Genomic DNA, 22,588 nt, shown 5'->3' with positions numbered 1-22,588 from the left:
TACAGTACAGTGTAACAAATGCAACTTGCTTTTGCCCATAACCCTACCGTGTCATTATGTGCAGACGATTCAGTAGTCTCTACTCTCATCTCTGAATACTTTACCTGCTTTACTAAATACTAGTGTCTGTCATATCTTTAATCAACGCCAGCGTTTGTGCGAGCGGTAGTCCTACAACATTGGTATAGCTACCGTTGATACGACTAACCCACGTAGCACCCAATCCTTGAATGCCATAGCCACCGGCTTTATCAGCAGGTTCACCACTGTCCCAATAGTTACGCATCATCTCTTTAGTTAATGCTATAAAGGTTACTTCTGTGCGTTCAATGATTTGTTGTTGATTAACGACTTGGAAAGCTTGCTTATAGTTTGGTGTGTTAGCAAGCTCTGATTTTTCAGAAAGCTGAGGAAGTAAAGATATTTGAGTGGCTTGCACCGCCGTCCATACTTCGTGGGTATTGTCAGACATTTGCTGCCACATGCTATAAGCATGCTCGCGATTGATAGGCTTAACCAGTACAGTTTTACCATCTGCTAATACACCGATAGTATCAGAGGTTAAAACAATAAACGACTCAGGTAAATCAGTTTGGTTATTTTTAAGATTTATATTTAATTGTTCTATCGCCGCCTCTGCCTTGGCGGCGACCATGCGGGCAATATAATCTTTGGGTGACTCATTATCATGCGGTGTTTCATCGATATCAACGCTCAAGATAGTGAAGTCTAGTTTCGCCCTTGATAATAACTCACGACGACGCGGCGAGCCAGACGCTAAGATGATATCCATCGCTACTCTCTTATAATTTAGAACTATGATGTGTACGGTTTTGAGACATGCGCTTGAAAAGTTTTCTCGCATTGCAGTTAGTAAAAGGTATTAATGAAAATAACGGCTTTAATAGTTGCTTCAATAACTGCCTTAATTAACGTGCAAATTTACGTAAAGCCAGTAGTACCAACGGCCAACTGATAATGCTCATTAATAACGATAAAGCGGATTGGGCGACAAAGACATTTTGGATAAACATCTGTAGTATCCACAAACTCACTTGAAAGACAGTCAGTCCTAAACTCGCGACTAACCAAGCACTGACAGTATTTAGTTGTCTCATATAGATGCTAGTGACTTTTATCACCAATGCCACGACCACAGCAGAAAATGCTTGTTGTCCTAGGTGCGTATCCATCAATAGGTCGGCGATAAGTCCAATAGTAAATGCACTAAAAATGCCCACATACCGCGGTTGAAATAGCAACCAAAAAATCAGCACCATGATCATTATCATGGGACGCAATGTTGCCATACTAGGACTTAACGGATAAACGCTGAGTGATGAGGCAATAATGAAGCTCAGTACAATGATGGCAAGCAGTAGCCCATTTGCATGTTCAGAATCAGGATATGCCATGAATACTTACCTTTAGCGAATATTTAGCAGCTACTTAATAATGAATTCAGCATTGCAGGGAATAAAAAACGAGAGGCAAAACAGTACGCTTAGATTGGATAGCGGCTAAATATTAGACAACTATTATTTTGAACAATGACTATCAAGGCTCAGTGATGCCGGCATTGTTTTTACTAGTCAGCTTATCTTGCAGTATCAGTACATAAGCATTGTCGATAAAGTTCGCCGCTGGTTTGACTTCAATGCTTCTAAAGTTATCCGCTTGCGTATCTTCAATATGGGCGATACGACCAACCCTATAACCTGCTGGTATACGCCCGCCCAATCCTGATGATACCAGCTCATCACCGACGCGCACGTCTGAGGTTTTAAAGACATAATCGAGGCTCAATGAAGTAGGTATGCCCTGACCGGTGACAATAGCGCGTTGACCAGTCCGCTTGACGGTAACGGCAACTGACTGCTGCTCATCGGTAATCAGCAATAAACGGCTGGTATTGGGATAGACATTGATAATCTGCCCTAAGATGCCGTCTTCATCGATAACCGTTTGCCCGACGTGCACGCCATCTTGCGCCCCTTTATTCAACACCACAATTTGACGCAAAAGATTGGTATCGGTACCAATCACCTGTGCTAGATTTAAATCAAACTGCTCAGGGCGCGTGGTCGATAGAATACCTTGCAAGCGAGCGTTTTGCGCCAAGATATAATCCTGCTGCTGTAGCTTGGCTTGGGCGTGGATAAGTTGCGATTTCAGCTGCATATTTTCGCGGCGTAGCACTTCTTTTGATTGCAAGCTACCGCTAGACCAGTGTTTCGCATAACTGGGTAATAATGACAGCTCATAAATAGGCTGCATTGCGGCGTGGCTCGTTGAGCGAATAGGGTTAAACCATTCTGGATTTTTGCTATCAAACCACATCAGTATCAATGCCACTATCAATAAAATAGCAGTCATACGCAGCGCGAGTGGTTGGCGAGCAAAAATACTTGGAATCATAGGTCGTCTAATATAGAGGTTCTAATGTGAGCAGTAGCCAGCACTGAATAGCATTATATAAATGTGACCATGTTATAAAATCTAAGAATATTAAATGTTTGAACTTATCATCGCATTAATAGTCTTTATAACTAGTAGCTTTTATCATTAACAACCTTTATCACTAATAGTATTAATAACTGATAAATTAATGATGGTATCGCTGATCATGCATTGTAGCCGTTGTTGATAACATTAAAGGTAACCTTATTGGCTACCTTTAATCTTATTCATCTATTACTTCTCATTCAACTTTATCTTAGGCCTTATCTGAACATTGCTAATATGACAATGCTTTATAAGCCATGATTTATACAAAAATCATGTTTAAGCTTTTGTTATTGATAAAATCAAGGGCAATACCGCCGCCACGACTAACGCACGTTAATGGATCTTCAGCAACGGTAACTGGCAGACCCGTTTCTCTTGAAATAAGTTTGTCCAAATCACGGAGCAATGCGCCGCCACCAGTCAATACAATACCGCGCTCAGCGATGTCTGATGACAGCTCTGGCGGTGTTTGCTCAAGTGCCGCTTTTACCGCGCTGACGATACCACTTAATGGGTCGCTCAAGGCTTTTTGGACTTCTTCTGAGTTGACAGTAAAAGCTTTTGGCACGCCTTCTGCCATGCTACGTCCGCGTACTTCTACTTCTAGCTGGCTATCTTCGTTTAGAGCAGAACCTACTTCTTGTTTGATGCGCTCAGCCGTGGTTTCACCAATCACGCAGCCATGTGTACGGCGTACATGGGTAATAATGGCATCATCAAACATATCACCACCGATACGAATCGACTCGGCATAGACGCAGCCTGACAAGGCAATGACCGCAATCTCAGTCGTACCACCACCGATATCAACCACCATAGAACCACTGGCTTCATGAACCGGCATACCAGCACCAATCGCTGCTGCCATTGGTTCTTCTAACAACAATACTTTGCTCGCGCCCGCTGAAGAAACCGCTTCACGAATCGCTTTACGCTCAACAAGCGTAGATTTGCAAGGCACGCAAACCACTACGTTAGGCTGAGCCATAAAACGTTTGGCTTTTACCTTAGTGATAAAATGCTTGAGCATTTTTTGCGTCACTTCAAAGTCAGCAATCACGCCGTCTTTTAAGGGACGAATAGCGGTAATATTGGCAGGCGTACGCCCCAGCATCTGCTTGGCATCAACACCAACAGCAGCGACAGTAGGGTTTTGTGTGCGATTACTTCGTAGCGCAACCACCGTAGGCTCATCGAGCACCACGCCTTTACCAGGAATAAAAATAAGGGTGTTCGCAGTACCGAGGTCGATTGCGATATTATTTGATAAAAATCCAAACAGGTTCATGACTAATATTTCCAGCGTATTACAAATGAGGCGAATGAGGCGAATGAGGCTGACTGAATAGGTACTCGTCAGTGTTGAGCAGGTCGTATCACTCATCGCGAGAATTTATCATCGCAACAAGTCAAACCGAAGCAATAATGATGAAATGAAAAAACTGAGCTAAATTATACCGACTTGGTTCAAAAAAAACACAGAAATTTGCATCAGTACGCTAGGATTTTGTGCTTAAGCGCTAAAAGTTGTTACAAAGTTTGAACTGGCAGACAAAACCATCTGTTTAATGAAACAGCCTTTAATTCAACAACTAACAAGACGCGAACGCTATGTGCTGATTTTAATGAGTAGCTTACCTAATAGTTTGCTCAGCGAGCTGCCCACTGTAACGTATTTCATAAGCGAATGGTAAGCAATTACTCATCAAGCCCTAACTACTCAGTCAAATTTGCAAAACGTCTTATCTTAGTAAAGATTGTGCAGCAATCCAGCGTCATGCTCTGTAAACTTGGCTCTGTAAACTTAGGTCAGATGCTTTATAATAACTGCACTATATATCTACATTTTGAGCTAAGGCACTTATTTAAGTGCTGATCTTTTTAGCCCTACCTTACTCTAACAAAAACTGTCCGTCACTGGAGACACTATGTCACAGCAACCGTTAACGTCTGACAACCACGTCAGCCGTGAAGAAATCCTAGAAGTTGCCAACCTTGCTCGTTTGGGCGTTGATAAAAATACGGCCGATAGCTACGCTGCTGATATCACTAAAATATTAAAGCTGATGAATACGCTGGGCAGTGTCGATACCACCGATATCAAACCTTTATCAAATATCCATGAAGCCTGCCAAGAGTTACGTGCTGATATCGCTAAACATGATATCAATCGCGAGCGCAATCAGTCGGTCGCGCCTGCTATCGAAGATGGCTTGTATTTAGTACCGCAAGTGATTGAATAAGTCGCTGTCGCTATTTTATTTTGACCTCCCCTAATTTTATGCTATTCACATTTTGACGGACGACACCTTATGTCTGAACTTCATCTATTAAGTACGCAGCAGCTTATTACTGGCTTGCAAGACAAACAATTTAGCAGCCTTGAGCTGACTGACCACTATATCAAGCGTATTAACGCGCTAGACAGTAAGATCAATAGCTTCATCACTCATACTTCTGAGACGGCGCGCGCGCAGGCACAAGCGGCGGACGAAATGCGTCTGCAAGGCGATAAGCGCCCATTACTCGGCGTACCCATGGCGCATAAAGATATTTTTTGTACCCAAGGCGTATTGACCACTTGTGGCTCTAAGATGTTGCACAATTTTGTCTCCCCTTATGATGCCACTATCGTTTCTAACATCGATAAAGCAGGCATGATCAGTCTTGGCAAGCTCAATATGGATGAGTTTGCGATGGGCTCGGATAATGAAAGCTCGTACTATGGTGCAGTGCATAACCCTTGGAATCTAGACCACGTACCTGGTGGCTCATCAGGTGGTAGTGCAGCAGCAGTGGCGGCAGGCTTTGTACCTGTTGCTACCGGTAGTGATACTGGTGGCTCTATTCGTCAGCCTGCCTCATTTTGTGGCTTAACTGGTATCAAACCGACTTATGGTCGCGTATCTCGCTTCGGTATGATTGCCTACGCCTCTAGTCTTGATCAAGCAGGTAGCATGGGGCGTAGTGCCATGGACTGCGCGTATCTACTGCAACCGATGATTGGTCATGACCCACGCGATGCGACTTCTATCAATTATGATATGCCTGACTATGTACAAGACCTCAATGACGCAGTAGCAGCTGATCAGTCTAAACCGCTAGCTGGTTTACGTATTGGTGTCGCTAAAGAATACTTTAGTAAAGGTCTTGATACTGAGGTAGAGCAAGCAGTACGTGCGGCATTAAAGAAATACGAAGATCTTGGCGCGACGATTGTAGAAGTGACAATCACTGATCCAGAGATTACCCTTGCCACTTACTATATGCTCGCACCGGCTGAAGCATCATCAAACCTATCACGCTTCGATGGCGTACGCTTTGGGTATCGCTGTGAAAACCCAACAGACTTGATAGACTTATACACGCGTTCACGTTCTGAAGGTTTTGGTCCTGAGGTACAACGCCGTATTTTGGCCGGTACTTATGCGCTATCTGCTGGTTATTTTGACGCGTATTATACAAAAGCACAAAAAGTACGTCGTTTAATCGTCAAAGACTTCGAAGATGCTTTTGCTAACTGCGATGTGATTGCCAGTCCTACCGTACCAACAGCTGCTTACAAACTTGGTGAAGACCTTGATCCTGCTACGATGTATTTGGGTGACGTTTATACCATTGGTGTCAACTTAGCTGGTCTACCTGCGCTTAGTCAGCCAGTTGGCTTAACATCAGCGGGCTTGCCTATTGGCCTACAACTGATTGGACAGCATTGGTGTGAGAGCCAACTGCTTAGTACCGCGCATTTATTCCAACAGCATACGGATCACCATTTGCAACACTCTACCATCGCGAAGGAGACGGTATAATGAACACAGCAACTACTACTGATAATAATGCTGTTCGCAAACATGCTGTTCGTAAAGAGCTTTTTGTTGATGGCTATGAAGTGGTCATCGGTATCGAGATTCACTGCCAGCTTAATACCGAAAGCAAGATATTCTCGAGCGCACCGACTGACTTCGGTCATGAGCCAAATACCCAAGCTAGTATCGTAGACTTAGGTTTACCGGGTGTCTTGCCAGTTCTTAATAGCGGCGTCGTTGAGCGTGCCTTAAAATTCGGTATTGGTGTCAATGCTGAGCTGGGTTTATTCAATACTTTTGACCGCAAAAACTATTTTTATCCTGACTTACCTAAAGGCTATCAAATTACCCAAATGGCCAACCCTATCGTAGGCGAAGGTTATATAGATGTTGTGGTTAACGAAGGTGAAAAGAATGAATACCCTAAACGCATGGGTATCACTCGCGCGCATTTAGAAGAAGATGCCGGGAAATCAGTGCATGATGCTGTCGATGGTATGACGGGTGTGGATCTCAACCGTGCTGGTACACCTTTAATTGAAATCGTCTCTGAGCCTGATATGCGCTCAGCTCATGAGGCGCTTGCCTATATTAAAGCCATTCACCAGCTGGTCACTTGGCTTGGCATCTCAGACGCTATCATGGCAGAAGGCTCATTCCGCTGTGATTGTAACGTCTCTATCCGTAAGCCTGGCGCCGAGCTTGGCACTCGTACTGAGTTGAAAAATCTAAACTCATTCCGCTTTATCGAGCGCGCCATCAATCGTGAAATCGAACGTCAAATCGATATCTTAGAAGATGGCGGTAAGATCTTGCAGGCAACAATGCTTTATGATCCAGAGCGCGACGAAACTCGTGTTATGCGTACTAAAGAAGACGCCAACGATTATCGCTATTTTCCTGATCCTGATTTGCTACCTGTGCGTATCGAGCAGCATACGGTTGATAGCATTCGTGCGGCAATGCCTGAGCTACCTGTTGCTCGTCGTGCGCGTTTTGAAGAAGCGCTTGGCCTATCAGAATACGACGCCCGTATCTTGACTGGTAGTCGTCAGCTCGCTGATTATTTCGAAGATGTGGTCGCTGAAATTGATCAGCAAGATGCCAAAATGGCGGCAAACTGGGTCATGGGCGACCTACTGGGTGCGCTGAATAAAGATGATAAAGAAATTACTGACTCCCCTATCAGCGCCAAGCAATTGGCTGGCATGCTGAAACGTATCAAAGACGATACGCTATCTGGTAAATTGGCTAAGAAAGTATTTGGTGCTTTGTATGAGCGCGAAGGCGGCGATGCTGATGACGCAGCTGATAAAATCATCGAAGAAAAAGGGCTTAAACAAGAGACCGATACCGGTGCCATCAAAGCCATCGTTGAAGAGGTCATCGCTAAAAATGCAGTGATGGTCGAAGAGTATCGTGGCGGTAAAGAAAAAGCTTTTAACGGTCTGGTTGGACAAGTGATGAAAGCCAGCCGTGGTAGTGCTAACCCGCAGCAAGTAAACCAGATCCTAAAAGAGCTATTGGGTTAAGGTTAACTGCTCATTGGTTCAGCTGACTGTTATAGGTAAAATACGACTGTAGATTTTGGCTAAAATAAATAGCCCTTGCAATATACATAATTTTGCGTAAAATAGTCAGTCATTCGGGGCGTAGCGCAGTCTGGTAGCGCACTACACTGGGGGTGTAGGGGTCGCAGGTTCAAATCCTGCCGTTCCGACCAAACATAATATTAGGGCAGACCGTCATTGACCGTCTGCCCTTTATTTTGGGCGATTTCAAGCAACAATGCCTACATGACAGTCCATCTTAGTGCATGGTAATCCATGTAAAAATGCGGTATATTTTGCGGTATAAATTATACCGTTATGGAAATATACCGTCATGCCTTTAACCGATAGTCAAATCAAACGCCTTAAACCATCAGATACTTGCACCCCTAGCCGACCTGACAAATATAGTGACGGTAATAACTTACGCCTATGGGTTCGTAGCACTGGTAGTAAGGTATGGGTAAGTGACTATAAATACGCTGATAAACGCCAAAGTCTGACCATTGGTAAATATCCAATAATGAGCCTTGCTGAAGCTCGCCAGCGTAACCAACAGATAAAAGAGTTAATCGCGCAAGGTATCAATCCTAAGCACGATAAGAAACGCTTACAAGCCGATACTGACGGTACCAAAACATTTGACGCCATAGCACAACGCTGGCATGACGATCGCAAATCCCACATTGCCCTTAAGACTTATAGCCGTGATTACTCACAGTACCAGCGCGATATTAAGCCCGTGATTGGTCACATGCACATAGATGACATAACCTCTCCTGATATTCTGGCTATTGGTAAAGCAGTAGAGGCAAGAGGCGCTACTGATATGGCACGTAGAGCGATACGCCAAGCAGGGCAGATATTTAAACAAGCCATACGTGAGGGTTTGATAACTCATAACCCAGCTAATGACTTAACCGAAGCGTTAAAACCACATAAGGTGAAACATCACCCACGCGTAACCAGTCAACAACTACCTAAGCTATTAAAAGATATTGATGCGTACGGCGGTCATTTATTAGTAAAGCTAGGCTTTTGGGTAATGTGTTATACGTTTGTGCGGACACAAGAGCTACGAATGATGGAATGGGTGGAGATAGACTACAAAGCCAAAGTATGGCGCATACCAGCTGACAAGATGAAAATGGACAGACCACACCTAGTACCCCTTGCACCTCAAGTAATAGCTATTTTAGAACAGATTAAACAACTAGGTCTTTCGAACCAGTACGTCTTTTTCAATATTGAGAGGCATCAACCTTATAGTGAAAATGCTTTTAGCAATGCATTGAAGCGTATGGGCTATAAAGGACTAATGACAGGGCACGGCTTCCGTGGACTTGCCAGCACTACATTACATGAACGAGAATTTATGCACGAGGCGATAGAGCTACAGCTGGCACATGAGAAAGAAAATAAGATCAGTAAAGCTTATAACGGAGCGCAGCACCTACCCTATAGAACAGATATGATGAAAAAATGGGCAAGTTTTATTAATGATATATATGAAGGAAAAGACGCTAAAACTGTTTATACCAGCTTCACACCAAAATTAAAACAAGAAGACTTTTTATAATTTTTTAAACCGATTATGCGAGGCTACGATTAATTATCCTAAAGCAAGCCATTTATACACCTTTAGACTGTCAGTGCCTTGCACCTAATTTGATTTAAGAGTATAGGAACATGAAGTATGGGTATTATTTACGACGTCATGAGAAAAGAACACCACGATGATAATTATAAGACTCCTATCGAAAACCATAACCTAATTCCCTTTTCTGACTTTATAGAATTATTGGAATTATATACTGACGATGAGTTAAGAGTAATATCTGAATATCTGATAAACGAAGACGAATTCTTAAAGCTAAACTTTTATTATCCCTATGAAAACGTTATTTTAGATAAAAAGTATATAGGATATAACCTAGCGCCTCTAAATTATGACAGTCATAGAGATAAAGATGATATTCCTTACCCTACAGAAAACTTTTTAGAAGATGTATTACTAGAGAATGGAACAGATGATTATGAAAATAGATACTTTTGGAAAACTGAAGACTTATTAAGCTTAGAATGCATGGTTAAGCTAGGCTTAGACACTTCTACTTTCAAGCTTTGTCATAAAGCAATGTATGGTAACGCTCGCATGTTAATTGAGTATCATAAGAAAAATGAAGTACTGTCTGATAAATTAAAAAAACTGGAAAATGACACTGAGAGCAATGAAGTAATTAATCTACTAGATAGGTTAGAAATAGCTAATACCACAATAGCTGAGCAAAAAAACAATATTAGCAACCTAGTAGCTAATATTAAAAGTCTAGATGAGGGAGCTGTAAAGAGTAATGATAGGGAAATGCATCCTAGAACTGCAAACAATGTTAGTAAGATAATAGCAGCACTTACTAGCGAACTCCTAAAAATGGATATAACAAAGCCATATTCTAATGATAGTAACGGGAAAATAAAAGCGGCTATTGAAAGACAAGGTCACACAGTAAGTAAAGATGTCATTGGCTATTGGTTAGATCTTGCCCACAAAAATAGTATTTAACTCTAACTAACCTCTAGTTAGAACTCATACCTTTCTAATTAGAACTATCAGTTAGTCTGAAAACATAAGATGACCCATACAAAACAAGCCATTACATACCGTAGTGGTACATAGTATGGATTTATTGATATGACAGAACACACCAATGTAGATAACCATAACCTTGATATCTCTTTCCCTGATGACACCTCTAGCAGTGCCAAAACAACAATGCACACCATCCCTATTCCGCACCTGCCATCTATTGGTATGAGTCGTGCCAGCCAGCTAATACCATTCTTACCATTTGGTAGCAGTACCTTATGGGCATGGTCACGCGATGGACGCTTCCCAGCACCAGTCAAACTATCCCCTACTATGACGGCATGGCGCAATGCTGATGTTATCGAGTGGCTGGAAAGTCACACCTCAACCACTAGCGAGAAGGTGTAAGCCATGACAACCACAGCAACCGCACCTGTTATTAATGAGCAAGCACCCAAAACCCAAATAGAAATAGTCAGAGCGCACCTAATGACAGGCGCGACTATCAGTATATGGGAGTCTATCTGCCTTTACCAAATCACAAGCCTAGCGCAACGCGTTTACGACTTGCGAGGTGCAGGACTGCTAATCCAAAGCGAAATGATGAAGCACAACAATAAGTGGTTTGCGGTCTATTGGCTTGATGAGCAGACCTTACTAGAACTAGAAAGCAAATTTTCTAATACTGGGGTGACTCCATGAGCCAATTAAACGACATCTTAGAAGCTCGCCTAGTAGCAATTGATAGCCTTTATCTGTCTATCATTAACGACCGCGTACAAGACATATCAAACGACGCCGAAAGCCTATCAATGGCACTTAGTGCTATCAAGATCAAAGATGATACAAGTAAGGGCATTATTGTAGCTATAAGGTCTGCCCTACTGGCAAATAGTGAGCTGGCAAGGATAGTTAGTGAAATGATAGATGGGCTTATAACCTTGCCAACAGTGGAGGCAAAACACTATGAGTAATAATCCTATCAAAGACAACTCACAGCTCAAGAACGGTGCGCGAGCTGGCAAGCGTGGCGTGTGGGTTAGTTTTATCATTTTTATGCTATGGGTGAGTGTCATCGGCTTGCTTATATCATTAGTGGCGTGCAAGCAGAGCGAACCTGAAATCTTTATAACTAAAAAATTAGTGGAGTGTAAATGCTCTTACCAAAGCAACGCTATAGGAATGCCGATCTTAGTCTCTACTTTGAAAGGCATCAGCCTATATATCAGTAGAACGAGTTGCGAGAAAAGGAGTAATAGATGACTACTATGCCACAGACTAACACCCATGAAAAAGCCCATGCTATTAGCACAGGCTTGTCACAATATATCGCAGATTTTAGACTCGCTACATTGGCAGATGTAGCAGGTCATAACACATTAGTGTAGTGGTCAACTAATTTAGGACACCTGATAAGAGGTTTTTATTAAAGTATCGTTTCTCTTTTTCTAGCGGTGTTAAATAATCGTTGAAAGTATGCGGTCTCACGGTTTGATAATAGCCCCAGATATAATTACTGATGGCGATCTTAGCTTCAGTAATATTCTCATAACCGCCCTTTGGCATCCATTCAGTCTTAAAACTTCTAAAGAAGCGTTCAGTAGGCGCGTTGTCCCAACAATTACCACGACGACTCATACTCTGTGTCATACCTTCACAACTCGCCACGGATTCAGCAAACTTCTTACTGGTGTAATGGGTTCCCTGATCAGAGTGAAACAGCACTCCAATTGGCTGTAAGCGCGTCTGATATGCCATCTGCAGCGCTTTGGTTGTCAGCATACTGTCAGGCGAATCTGACACGGCAAAGCCAACAATACGACGGGCATATAAATCTAAAACAACAGCTAAATAGCACCAGCCGCCTTTGATACGAATATATGTGACATCGCCCGTCCAGACTTGATTGGGTGCTGTTTGACTGAAATTTCTATTTAAGATATTGTGATGCGTTTTATGCGCCTCGTCAGCGTGCTTGTATTTATGCATCTTTAACTGACAGCTTTTAAGCCCCATCTGCGCCATGAATTTACCTGCTATATAGCGGGTCAGCTTGATGCCGTGTTCATTCATTAGTATGGCGGCAATGCTGCGAGCGCCTGCTGATTGCTTTGAGTCGTTAAATATTTGACGAATTAATGCCTTGTGCTTGACGGTTTCAAGACTGATGGGCTTGGGCTGCATGCCATAGTAGTAATTGCTTTTCATCACGCCAAACAGCTTGAACAAAAGGCTTTTACTCACCTGTTTATCTTGCTCTGCCAGATTTCTTATCAACGATAGCCGTTCAGACTGTCCAATGCCAGCAGAGCAGAAGCCTTTTTTAGAATGTCACGCTCCATAGTCAGCCGCTTAACTTGTTTGCGCAATTCTTGAAGTTCTCGCTGTTCATCCGTTAAAGCGTTGCCGACTTTAGGTGCTTGGCCACTCATTTCTTGACGGTATTGACTCAGCCATTTCTGCAAGGTGGATTTACCTATCCCTAAGGAATCGGCCACATCAGGTATGGTGCGGTTGTGATCAACAACTAAGCTGATGGCTTCTAATTTAAATTCTCGGGTATATTGATTGCGTTTGTTGGTCATACTATTTTCCTCTTTGGGTTAGTATAAACCTCTTACGTGCTGTCCTAATTTATTATGCCACTACATAGAGAGTTTACTAAACAATGGATTATCAAACTCAGCTATCTATCTAGATAGAGATATTAGCATATTTACAGGTGCACTGGCAGGTGAAAAGCAGCTCAATACCAATGACACTATAGGACTGTTAACAGTTAACAATCAAGCTGAGACTGTCACACTTGCCAGCATACCGCTTGAGGATAACGGACGTATCTTTATATCTGATACTGACATACCAAGCGCTTTTGTCATTGGCTCAATGAGTAAAGATAGTAAGTGGATAATGATAGATAACTTAACTGAAGCAGTGCGATGTTACAACGCTTATCGAAAGCTGGGTATTGATGTGACGGTACTGACTTGCCTTGTACCGAGCTTATTTAACCAGACGGTAAAGCATTTTGCAGAAGTGCAGCAAGTGACCGTTATGACCACCTCAGATAAGAAAGCCAAGGTAATCACACCGCTTAAAGGAATGAACGTTGAAGCTATCATTTGTGATCATACGCTTATTTATGAAGCGCTTGAGTTTGGCGCTGTCTACGATAATCTGATCGCTGATGCTGAGATTATAAACTTACAGGCACTAGGCAAACCAAAGCCCAAACCTATTATTCAAACACTGCCAGCAGTTAAGACGCTTACTAAAGGCATGCTACCTGATAGTTTACAACGATATGTGGATAATAATGCTGAACGTCTCAGCACATCTACTGAGTACGTGGCTATACCATTAGTCACTTCACTAGCTAGCGCCTTAGGTACGAAAGTAAGTATATTTCCAAAGCTTAAAGATGACTGGGAAGTTGTACCAAACTTATGGGGCGCTATTATTGGTAATCCTTCAACTAAAAAAAGTCCAGCGCTTGACGCTGGCATGAAGCCTTTGCGTAATCTAACTTATAAAGCAAAAGCAGAGTACGAGCAGGCGCAAAAAGATTTTGCTGCTCAAAAAGAGATTAATGAGTATAAAACTAAAGCTGTTAAAAGTGAATTGCAGAAGTTAGCGAAAGACCAAGCTCAGCAAGCTAATGATGCTGAGAACAAAATTACAGACGATGACTTAAAAGCCAAAGCGCAAAGCATTACAGAAGCGAACCAAGCTGATGAGCATATGCCCGTAATGAAGCGCTACATAGCTAATGATAGTACTTATCAAAAGTTAGGCGAGTTGCTCAGTCAAACCAATAATGGCTTACTGGTAGAACGTGATGAACTAATAGGGCTATTAGCATCATTAAATGGAGAAAGTAACGGCGAGGCAAAAGAGTTTTATCTTATGGCTTACAATGGTACAGGAGGTCATGTTATGGATAGAGTTATGAGAGGCTCGATTTTCATTGAACATCATTGTTTATCTGTCATTGGTGGCATACAGCCAAATAAGCTAGAAAAATACTTAGAGAGAACTATTAAGGGCTTAGATAACGATGGATTTATACAGCGCTTTCAACTTGCTGTTTATCCTGATCATATCAAAGGCGTGAAAGAAAAAGACATAGCACCTAACAAAGAGATACGCCAAATCGTTTATGATTTATTCGAAACCATCAATAATATGAATGACTGGGATCTTATCAACTATGGCGCTAATGAACCTGATGAACATCACAAACGACCTTATTACCACTTTACTGATGAAGCCTTTCATGTATTTATGAACTGGTATGATGATGTAAAAGCCAAAGCTGAGGAGTGCGAGCACAGCGTCATATCTGAGCACATGACAAAATACCCAAAGACGATAGCTTCATTGGCTTTAATCTTTCATCTAGTGGACTGTATCGAGCATCAAGCCAATCTCGGTAGCGTGGGCATGACAGCACTTAATGCCGCGCTTGCATGGCATAGTATGCTAGAGACTCACATGATGAGAATTTACGGCATAGTCACCGATAGCGCCAATATCAAAGCTTCTTATTTAGCCGATAAAATCATGAGGATGGTCAAGAGAGGAGCTGACAAAACTGACAAAACCGATTGGATTGAACATGGCTTTACTGCTAGGCAGTTAATCCGCAAAAGTTGGAAAGGTTTAACTGATGCAGATGATGTACTTAATGCACTTGAGGTGCTAGTCGAACATGACTGGCTAAGCTGGCGAGTAGTACCGAGTACTGGTAAAGGTGGTCGACCAACGGAGCTTTACTTCATTAACCCAAGAGTGGCTGAACTTATATAGTATTGTCGGTTTTGTCAGTGCAGTATCTGGGCGTTATTGAAAAAATAGCGCTTTTCTTAATGCTGATCTTGTAGTTTCGTCAGTTTTGTCAGTCGCATATTAAAGCTATAATTGTTAATTCAAAAGGCTGGGTAAGCGCGACTGCTATATAATTTATGAAAACTTTCTATGAGGATAGGAAGCTTTTGCAATAACATATATCTCTAACATACTTTCGTATGAACCTACCGAAACGGACATGACTTTACATTTTGGCTTTTCTGCCTCGTCTGTCCCAATCGTTAAAGTACAGAAAAATAGTAAGAGGCAGGCGTGTATCGTCTGCATTTTCTCTTGATGCCAATATGTTTATCACCATACGAACTTAGACGAATATATTGGGAATTGAACCCTAATCCAACTTTGGATTAGCAATACTAACCGCCATTATTTGATCGATTGAACACGAAAAAAATGGAAGTAAGCGAATTTAGAATCAAGAATCGCCTTTTTCAAAACAATGGAATCACGCCAATCGCTTAACTTGTAACAGGTACAGCGGAATCAGCTGAAGAAGTCTTGTGTAGTTATGCTAGTTAGTATCTTTTACATACACTTAATAGTGAAAAAGCACAGAGAGCTTATATAGAGACAGCTACGTAGATAGTTATTCCTGCGCAACCGTGCGACAAATACATAGTTATAGTTTACACATACCAAGTAGTGAAGAACTTACCATCCTCAATTTGAGGATGGAGATAATCAGATTACTATTCATTATTTTGAATATCTCCATCTCAAAGTTGGAAGCAAAACCATGGAATCAAGCGAATTTGGAATCAATAATTGCCTTTTTCAGAATATTTGAATCACGTCAATCGCTTAGCACGTAATAGATACAGCGAAATCAGAGAAGGAATTTGGAATCACGAGGAATCAGAGAAAAGGCGTTTATTCATCCAGATAAATATTCCCGCCTAAACCTCTGTTTTTCTCTATAAATTCACCTATACGTGATCACCCAGCTTCGTATCAAGCATCAATCTAATGAACTTCTTAAACTGACTAGGATTAGACAATAAGTGCATGGTCATACCCTCATAGGCTTCTTGGCTTTCAAATAGCGCATCCATAGCGGCGTCAGGATAACCGCCTAACATGATTTGATCGGTACTATTATTACTAAACTGCTTTACCACAATCTCGTTTTCTGTGACCTTATCCCAAATGGTATTTTGAAAATTAACCATATCATTCTCGGTAAAGTCCTCGCCAGCAAACACCTCGTTTAAGCGCTCAATAATTTGCGATAAAAACGCTTCTTGTTTATCTTTAGGGGTCGCCGTACCCGCTCCACTACCGCCATCAAGTTGATACTCAGACTTGCCTTCTTCTAGTTTCAAGTCTTGTTGATGCAGGATTGAGACACGGTAATGGCTCATCACTATATTACTTAGATCAACCTCATCTTCATTATCCACACTTTCACGCAGTAGCGGCTGTAGATTGCGCGCATAGAGGCTAAGCTTCTCCAGCTCTTTATCATCATAGTCCACAATTTGCGACATAAACTCATACTGGCGTGTGAAAGTACCCAAATCCTTTTTAAAGATCTCTAGTGCATCTTGATCGGCCTTAAAACCTTTGTAGTCATTCTCAGTATTGGTCATCAGCACCACATCGCCCGTCGCTTTGGTGCGCTCTAGCATTACCTTAGCATGCTGTGCTTGCTCGCGCGCCAGCTTATAACGCTTCTGCCAACGCTCAACCGCAGGCTTGCAGATATTACTAATGGCCACGTTAGACTTGTTCTTGCTATAGAACGCCTCAACAAATTGTTCTACTTCATTCCATAAGAAGATACCGCTGGCACGCAGCTTCTCATAGAGGTCATACACCTGATCAGGGTCGGACACGTCCGCTAAGGTTGCGGTCTCATAATAGGGCTGGAAGGCCTCTAAAATATCTTCAGGATCATTAAAGAAATCGAGCACAAACGTGCCACTCTCTGCCTTACCCTTATAAGTACGGTTAAGCCGTGAGAGGGTCTGCACGCAGTCCACACCCGTCAGTTTCTTATCCACGTACATAGCGCAGAGTTTCGGCTGATCAAAGCCTGTCTGGAACTTATTAGCCACCAGCATCACTTGATAGTCATCACTGTCGAAGGCTTTGCGTAGATCACGGCCTTTGAGGCCAATATTCATATTGTGCTCAGTGAACTTCTCACCAAGCAGTGCGCCGCTATCAGGGTCATTATCATTGAAGGTAACTTCACCTGAGAACGCCACCATGGCATTGATGTTTCTATAGCCGTACTCAGCGATATAATTATCAAACGCCAGCTTATAGCGTACCGCTTCTTTACGTGAGCCGGTCACCACCATCGCCTTGGCCTGTCCACCTAGTAAGCCTTTAATGTTGTCATTAAAATGCTCGATGATGATTTTTACTTTCTGCGCGATATTGTGCTCATGGAGTCGCACCCAGTTATTGAGCTTAATCTTGGCGCGGCGGGCATCGACCTCATCATCTTCGGCGGCCAGCTTCTGCTTGAGCTGATAGACCACTTTATAATTGGTGTAGTTTTTAAGCACATCTAAGATAAAACCCTCTTCAATGGCTTGGCGCATTGAATAGACGTGATAAGCGGATGGCAGGTTATCGCTAGCGGCTGGCAAGTCAGGATTAGGCAAACGTCCAAACAGCTCAATGGTTTTCGGCTTAGGCGTGGCAGTAAAGGCATAGTAGCTTAGATTAGGACTGCTACGGCGTGCGGCTAATGTGGCATCTAAGATATCTTCGCTAGATAGCGGCTTATCATCATCTGTATTACTCTCTATATCACCAGAGATTAGCACTTCTTTAAGCTGGCGAGCCGTAGAGCCTGTCTGTGAGGAGTGTGCTTCATCGGCGATAATGGCATAACGGCGCGATTTTAGGACGCTAGAATCTTCAATCGCTTTGAGTACAAATGGGAAGGTTTGAATCGTCACAATGATAATCGGCTGCGATTTCACCAGCGCGGCGGCAAGCTGTTCAGACTTTGAGCCGTCACCTTCTTTTCTATTAATCTTACCGACCACGCCATCAGCATGTTCAAACTGATAGATGGTATCTTGTAGCTGATCATCAAGTACCGTACGGTCAGTGATAACGATAACGGAGTGAAACTGCTTATCGCCGTCACTATTGTATAACGTAGAGAGCTGATGGGCAGTCCATGCGATAGAGTTAGACTTGCCTGAACCTGCGCTGTGCTGGATTAAATACTTTTGACCTGCGCCTTCAGTAATGGCCGCGTTGACTAGCTTAGTCACTACATCCCACTGATGGTAGCGCGGAAACATCATGGTTTCCTTTTTGGACTTACGCCCAATCGCGTCCTCTTCTTCCTCTATCTGCAAGTGCATAAAGTGGCCGAGAATGGCTAATAGATTGTCTGGGGTGAGTACTTCATTCCATAGGTAGTCGGTGGCATAGCGGCTGCTATCGCTCGGCGTATCATTACCCGCGCCGCCATCGGCTGTGCCTTTATTAAACGGTAAGAAATAAGTACTGTCACCTGCCAGCTTCGTTGTCATATAGACTTCATATTGACTGACGGCAAAGTGAACCAGTGCGCCGCGCTTAAAAGTCAGCAGCGGCTCAGGTTTTTTAGTATCAGGGTCTTTTGGCAGGCGGGTCTTCTTGTACTGAGTGATGGCATTTTGTACGGATTGCTTAAACTCAGACTTTAGCTCCATCGTCGTTACAGGTATGCCATTCACAAATAGCACGACATCAATACGGTTACGCTTAGCGACCTTGCCGTCAGTGCTGTCTTTCAAGCTGGCATGAGGGCTATAGATTACTTCAGGGACAACACGGCAGATATTAGCCTCATAGCGTGCCATGATCTCAGGGTTAAGACTGTGCTCAGGTTTAAACTGGCACAGTGAGAAGCGCGCATTACGAATCTTTAACCCATGACGCAATACGCCCAATGTGCCATAAGTACGTGAGGCTCTATCAGTTGAGTGCTCATCAGCCTTATTCAGCTGCTTAACTAGGGCGGTGATAAAGTGGCGTTCAGAGTCGATAGGAAAGGTGCGGCAGAACTTCTCCCACTCTTGCAGCTGGGTGGTCTGCACAAAGTCCAGCACGTCTTGCTCGTATAGTGCGGTCTCTGCCTGATAGCCGCTAGGATTACCTAACTGCCAGCCTTGCGCTTGCATTTGAGTTACGATATCGGCTTGAAAAACGGATTCGTAAGTAGTATCAGTCATATAAAGTCCGTTAAATATTTTTAAATTTATTAGAAATATATTTAGCTGAATTTTCTAAGTATGGGAACAAAGTACTTTCATTTATATTTAATAAATCTAACTCTCTAATAATTTTTCTTTATCCTTAGCCTTTATTAAATAATGAATAATATTAAAGCCGAAGTCTTTTCCATCTGTTAGCTCTGCATCTAGACCAAACATTAAAAAGGCACCAGATTGAGCATTTATTCTGAGATTTGTTATTTTACCTTTAATGCAAAGTATTTCATTTATACTGCTTTCTTTCATTCTTTCTTGAAAGTAAGGCTTATCATCTTTTATATAGTTATATAGCTTCTCCATAACAACTGTATAATTGGGCTCAGTAACCCCACCACTAAGTATTTCTTTATCTTTATTTGTTAGTTTACAAAGATTAGCAATACAAGTTGCAGTGTCAGAATCAAAGTACTTAATTTTATCTCTCGGAACTTGAATGAAAACCACATCGCCTGATAGCCCTTCTCCACCTTTACAAGCAAAATACAATGCTATTAATGGGTTAGTTGAAATATCCAACAATCTAGTAGGTAATGAGAAATGCTGCATACGAACAAGTCTGTCAAAAGTACTATTATCCGTACCAAATTCACTATAATTTTGAGTCAGTAACTCGTTATAGATTGTATTTTCATTCTCTAAAAAATGGAAGCTGCCATCAATTTTTTTTCTAAATAGTGATGGTTCAAGTTTATATTTAGAACTTGAATGCCCTCTATAAAAATTTGTAAAATTTTTATCATTCTTATGACTGAATATCTTTTGAATAAAATCAGTTACACTTTCAACACTTTTACTTCTGTTATCATAATCTATCTTTATATCCAAAAATCCAAATGGGGATATTATTGATTCTTTAATTTCAATTCGCTGTATAAATGTATCTGAATAATCTTTAATTATTTTCTTGTTCTTTTCAGATAGATTTGAAACAGGAGATAATAATATTTCTACTAAATAACTATCTTTTAATGCCCAGTGTGTTCTAGTTAACTCTAGTTGCCTTATATCTAATTCTACTATGAGAGATTCAATATCTGAGTACTTAAAATAACTATCATCGAAAATATTGAAGCTTACCTTATAATATTTTCCATTACGCTCAACGTTAGAAATTTTGCACAAATATATATCAGGATTATCACCCTCTTTCATAATTAGGCATGGATATTGATATATATTTTTAGGATTATTCTTAAATCTTTCTATAACAGAGGTTTTTGTATACTCTAAGAAGCGAGTAGTGGTAATTTCCACAACTCCATTTTCAAACCATGATTCATCTTCATATCCAATGACTATTAAATTATACAAAAAAACCTCCTTTTAATTAAAAGCATGGGCTATCGTACTTAGTTTTTGATGTCGACGGTAGGCGCTTGCCAGCCACGAACATCCAGTTTACCAATTAGTTTTTAAGGCTCATCACACATTTGCTTAAAGCTCTTACCAAACAGCGCTTTATTCAGTTTTTGTGAGTCAGTAAAGACATCTTCTGAATCAGGACTATAGCCTGTATCAACAAGACAGTTGTTGAAGTGATATGAAACCAGATTTTTTCTAGCATAGAAAGAAGCGTTAGTTGATTTCTCATCTTGATAACGATCCATTGCCAGCTTTCGCTGAGATTTGATTAAGTTTGGATCATTTGGGTAATCCTTCGCGAGCTTCTTAATATTCTCCTCGACAGCTTGACGCCATCTGTTCTGTACATTACTTTCGCTTTGCAATAGCGGCTCGATATAGGTTTTACATATAGCTGGGCTTTGTTTGATGGCTTCTGCTGGATTAACATAAGCCAAAAGCACTAACTTGTTCGTTGTGTACTCGCTCTCAATGCTATCAAGCAGATTTTGCCTATATTTTTGCGCTTGAGGCACGACCTGAAGTTTTTTAACTTTGTTTTTGACTTGAGCATACTCTTTGTCTAAAGCATCTACATCTGTATTAGATAGCTGCTTAATTTCAGCAGCACTCTGAGGTGCATGACGAACGTCTAAATTTAAAGTATTTAATTGATCCATTACATAGTGTGAGTTTTTAATTTGTGCGGCACTATATTTTTTACTATCGAAATCACCTTTATAACTGCAATAATCATCTCCCCACTTGTAAGTCTGTGCTTGGGCGATGGTGGTCACGGCCAGTGAGGTAAGTATGGCTGCTACAGTCATTGCTTTCATAAATTAAGTCCTTTTGTTTGTTTTTATGTTTATTAAGCGCATCTTAATTAAAATAAAAAGCTTATAAACTATCATTTACCTTTATAGCTTTCTTCATAACTAGACAATAAAAAGTGTGACATCGAGCCTGCTAAGTTAACTGACAATTCAGCGTGTCTTGGTTTCGGCTGAACATTGATAACACCTTGTCCGTGAGCATCACCAACATTATTACGTAACAAACCTAAGCCATTCACTATACCTGAGCATCCACCAAGAATTTGTCTGAAAATTAAATTTGCTTCATATTGGCTAGCAGACATTTTTAATAGTTCAGAAGTACTTTTATACAGCTCTGATAAATCAGCATTTTTTCCATAAGAAACATGTTCAAGGTCTAAAATATGTTTACATACAGACTCAATTAAGCTTCTAGATAAAGTGATTGCGCCCTCTGGGTCATTAGCTTTGCGTTCAATAGCTTTCTTCCACATATTATCAATATAACTAGAGTTTATAACTTCAATAGACTTTTCAAAAGCGGGACTCATTCCAGATTTATCAAACTCTATAGCTTCTATTAAGCTTTGAAACTCACTATATATATAAACTCTACGTTCTGCATATGAGTCATATTTATACTTTATCATCTGCCAAAACTGATTTAAATCCCTTGCGTGCCTAACAAAGTCAGGTACTAAAGTACTGAATTTTGATTCTAAAATCGTTTTTCTTAATATAACGTAATCGGTATCGTTACTATCACCACCAGTAGCTCTAGAAATCAAAACGTTCTGAAGACCTTGGGCTTTATCATAAAGCGTTGGTAAGTCACGCAAGATGTTACTCATTTTATTCCCTACTATTTTTTATGCCATAA

20 protein-coding genes and 1 tRNA gene are annotated in these 22,588 nt (G+C 41.4%); 11 read left to right on the top strand and 10 right to left on the bottom strand.

All coding sequences use genetic code 11. The features are described 5' to 3' along the window. Positions 1-112: 112 nt before the first annotated feature. From DABAL43B_RS02890 to DABAL43B_RS02875, 4 genes are all read right to left on the bottom strand, one after another. Positions 113-793 carry a Maf family protein gene (locus DABAL43B_RS02890; protein ID WP_079690988.1) on the bottom strand — a complete coding sequence of 227 codons (681 nt, stop codon included), beginning with the start codon at positions 791-793 and terminating at the stop codon, positions 113-115. Positions 794-929: 136 nt separating this feature from the next. Then, entirely contained in the window at positions 930-1,415 is a 486-nt protein-coding gene (gene mreD, locus DABAL43B_RS02885; protein WP_079690987.1) for a rod shape-determining protein MreD, read from the bottom strand. Between the two features lie 142 nt (positions 1,416-1,557). Next, on the bottom strand, positions 1,558-2,418 hold the full coding sequence (gene mreC, locus DABAL43B_RS02880; RefSeq protein WP_079690986.1) for a rod shape-determining protein MreC: 861 nt from the start codon (positions 2,416-2,418) through the stop codon (positions 1,558-1,560). A 349-nt stretch (positions 2,419-2,767) separates the two neighbouring features. Then, positions 2,768-3,796 carry a rod shape-determining protein gene (locus tag DABAL43B_RS02875; RefSeq protein WP_079690985.1) on the bottom strand — a complete coding sequence of 343 codons (1,029 nt, stop codon included), beginning with the start codon at positions 3,794-3,796 and terminating at the stop codon, positions 2,768-2,770. Positions 3,797-4,436: 640 nt separating this feature from the next. On the opposite strand from DABAL43B_RS02875, the gene gatC reads away from it, so the two are divergent. The 10 genes from gatC to DABAL43B_RS14460 all read left to right on the top strand — a co-directional run bounded on the left by gatC (position 4,437) and on the right by DABAL43B_RS14460 (position 11,839). Further along, positions 4,437-4,751 carry an Asp-tRNA(Asn)/Glu-tRNA(Gln) amidotransferase subunit GatC gene (gatC, locus tag DABAL43B_RS02870; RefSeq protein ID WP_079690984.1) on the top strand — a complete coding sequence of 105 codons (315 nt, stop codon included), beginning with the start codon at positions 4,437-4,439 and terminating at the stop codon, positions 4,749-4,751. Positions 4,752-4,820: 69 nt separating this feature from the next. Further along, entirely contained in the window at positions 4,821-6,317 is a 1,497-nt protein-coding gene (gene gatA, locus DABAL43B_RS02865; protein ID WP_079690983.1) for an Asp-tRNA(Asn)/Glu-tRNA(Gln) amidotransferase subunit GatA, read from the top strand. Continuing rightward, the gene (gatB, locus tag DABAL43B_RS02860) at positions 6,317-7,846 is read left to right on the top strand and encodes an Asp-tRNA(Asn)/Glu-tRNA(Gln) amidotransferase subunit GatB (RefSeq protein WP_079690982.1); all 1,530 of its coding nucleotides are present in this window, start codon (positions 6,317-6,319) and stop codon (positions 7,844-7,846) included. Before gatA ends, gatB begins: the two co-directional genes overlap by 1 nt. Before the next feature lie 114 nt (positions 7,847-7,960). Then, a tRNA-Pro gene (locus DABAL43B_RS02855) sits at positions 7,961-8,037 on the top strand. A 161-nt stretch (positions 8,038-8,198) separates the two neighbouring features. After that, positions 8,199-9,443, top strand: coding sequence for a tyrosine-type recombinase/integrase (locus tag DABAL43B_RS02850; protein WP_079690981.1), 1,245 nt, complete (start codon positions 8,199-8,201; stop codon positions 9,441-9,443). Between the two features lie 117 nt (positions 9,444-9,560). Further along, positions 9,561-10,427, top strand: coding sequence for a hypothetical protein (locus tag DABAL43B_RS02845; protein WP_079690980.1), 867 nt, complete (start codon positions 9,561-9,563; stop codon positions 10,425-10,427). 129 nt (positions 10,428-10,556) lie between these two features. Next, positions 10,557-10,859: a helix-turn-helix transcriptional regulator gene (locus DABAL43B_RS02840; protein ID WP_227516724.1), complete on the top strand. Its 303-nt coding sequence runs from the start codon at positions 10,557-10,559 to the stop codon at positions 10,857-10,859. 3 nt (positions 10,860-10,862) lie between these two features. Next, positions 10,863-11,153 carry a helix-turn-helix domain-containing protein gene (locus tag DABAL43B_RS02835; protein WP_079690979.1) on the top strand — a complete coding sequence of 97 codons (291 nt, stop codon included), beginning with the start codon at positions 10,863-10,865 and terminating at the stop codon, positions 11,151-11,153. Then, complete coding sequence (locus tag DABAL43B_RS02830) at positions 11,150-11,425, top strand: hypothetical protein (RefSeq protein ID WP_079690978.1); 276 nt, start codon at positions 11,150-11,152, stop codon at positions 11,423-11,425. The genes DABAL43B_RS02835 and DABAL43B_RS02830 overlap by 4 nt, the downstream gene beginning before the upstream one ends. 285 nt (positions 11,426-11,710) lie before the next feature. Continuing rightward, positions 11,711-11,839: a hypothetical protein gene (locus tag DABAL43B_RS14460; protein WP_264753832.1), complete on the top strand. Its 129-nt coding sequence runs from the start codon at positions 11,711-11,713 to the stop codon at positions 11,837-11,839. A 7-nt stretch (positions 11,840-11,846) separates the two neighbouring features. Here the strand turns inward: DABAL43B_RS14460 and DABAL43B_RS02820 are convergent, their stop codons facing one another. Both DABAL43B_RS02820 and DABAL43B_RS02815 read right to left on the bottom strand, forming a co-directional pair. Continuing rightward, entirely contained in the window at positions 11,847-12,728 is an 882-nt protein-coding gene (locus tag DABAL43B_RS02820; protein ID WP_171996307.1) for an IS3 family transposase, read from the bottom strand. After that, complete coding sequence (locus DABAL43B_RS02815; RefSeq protein ID WP_079690625.1) at positions 12,725-13,036, bottom strand: transposase; 312 nt, start codon at positions 13,034-13,036, stop codon at positions 12,725-12,727. The genes DABAL43B_RS02820 and DABAL43B_RS02815 overlap by 4 nt, the downstream gene beginning before the upstream one ends. A gap of 325 nt (positions 13,037-13,361) precedes the next feature. On the opposite strand from DABAL43B_RS02815, the gene DABAL43B_RS02810 reads away from it, so the two are divergent. After that, the gene (locus tag DABAL43B_RS02810; RefSeq protein ID WP_171996313.1) at positions 13,362-15,260 is read left to right on the top strand and encodes a YfjI family protein; all 1,899 of its coding nucleotides are present in this window, start codon (positions 13,362-13,364) and stop codon (positions 15,258-15,260) included. A gap of 986 nt (positions 15,261-16,246) precedes the next feature. Here DABAL43B_RS02810 and DABAL43B_RS02805 read toward each other — a convergent pair. The 4 genes from DABAL43B_RS02805 to DABAL43B_RS14350 all read right to left on the bottom strand — a co-directional run bounded on the left by DABAL43B_RS02805 (position 16,247) and on the right by DABAL43B_RS14350 (position 22,559). Continuing rightward, positions 16,247-19,507, bottom strand: a complete 3,261-nt coding sequence (locus DABAL43B_RS02805) for a type I restriction endonuclease subunit R (RefSeq protein WP_079690975.1) — start codon at positions 19,505-19,507, stop codon at positions 16,247-16,249. A 96-nt stretch (positions 19,508-19,603) separates the two neighbouring features. Further along, on the bottom strand, positions 19,604-20,860 hold the full coding sequence (locus tag DABAL43B_RS02800; protein WP_079690974.1) for an FRG domain-containing protein: 1,257 nt from the start codon (positions 20,858-20,860) through the stop codon (positions 19,604-19,606). Positions 20,861-20,961: 101 nt separating this feature from the next. Beyond that, a complete protein-coding gene (locus tag DABAL43B_RS02795) occupies positions 20,962-21,729 on the bottom strand; it encodes a hypothetical protein (protein ID WP_079690973.1) in 768 nt (255 codons plus the stop codon). Positions 21,730-21,800: 71 nt separating this feature from the next. Next, a complete protein-coding gene (locus DABAL43B_RS14350; RefSeq protein WP_079690972.1) occupies positions 21,801-22,559 on the bottom strand; it encodes an abortive infection family protein in 759 nt (252 codons plus the stop codon). Between the last annotated feature and the right edge of the window lie 29 nt (positions 22,560-22,588).

It is taken from the genome of Psychrobacter sp. DAB_AL43B (genome assembly GCF_900168255.1).
Lineage (GTDB): Bacteria > Pseudomonadota > Gammaproteobacteria > Pseudomonadales > Moraxellaceae > Psychrobacter.
The sequence above is the reverse complement of the archived record's forward strand: the minus strand, read 5'-3'. Positions and strand labels throughout refer to the sequence as shown.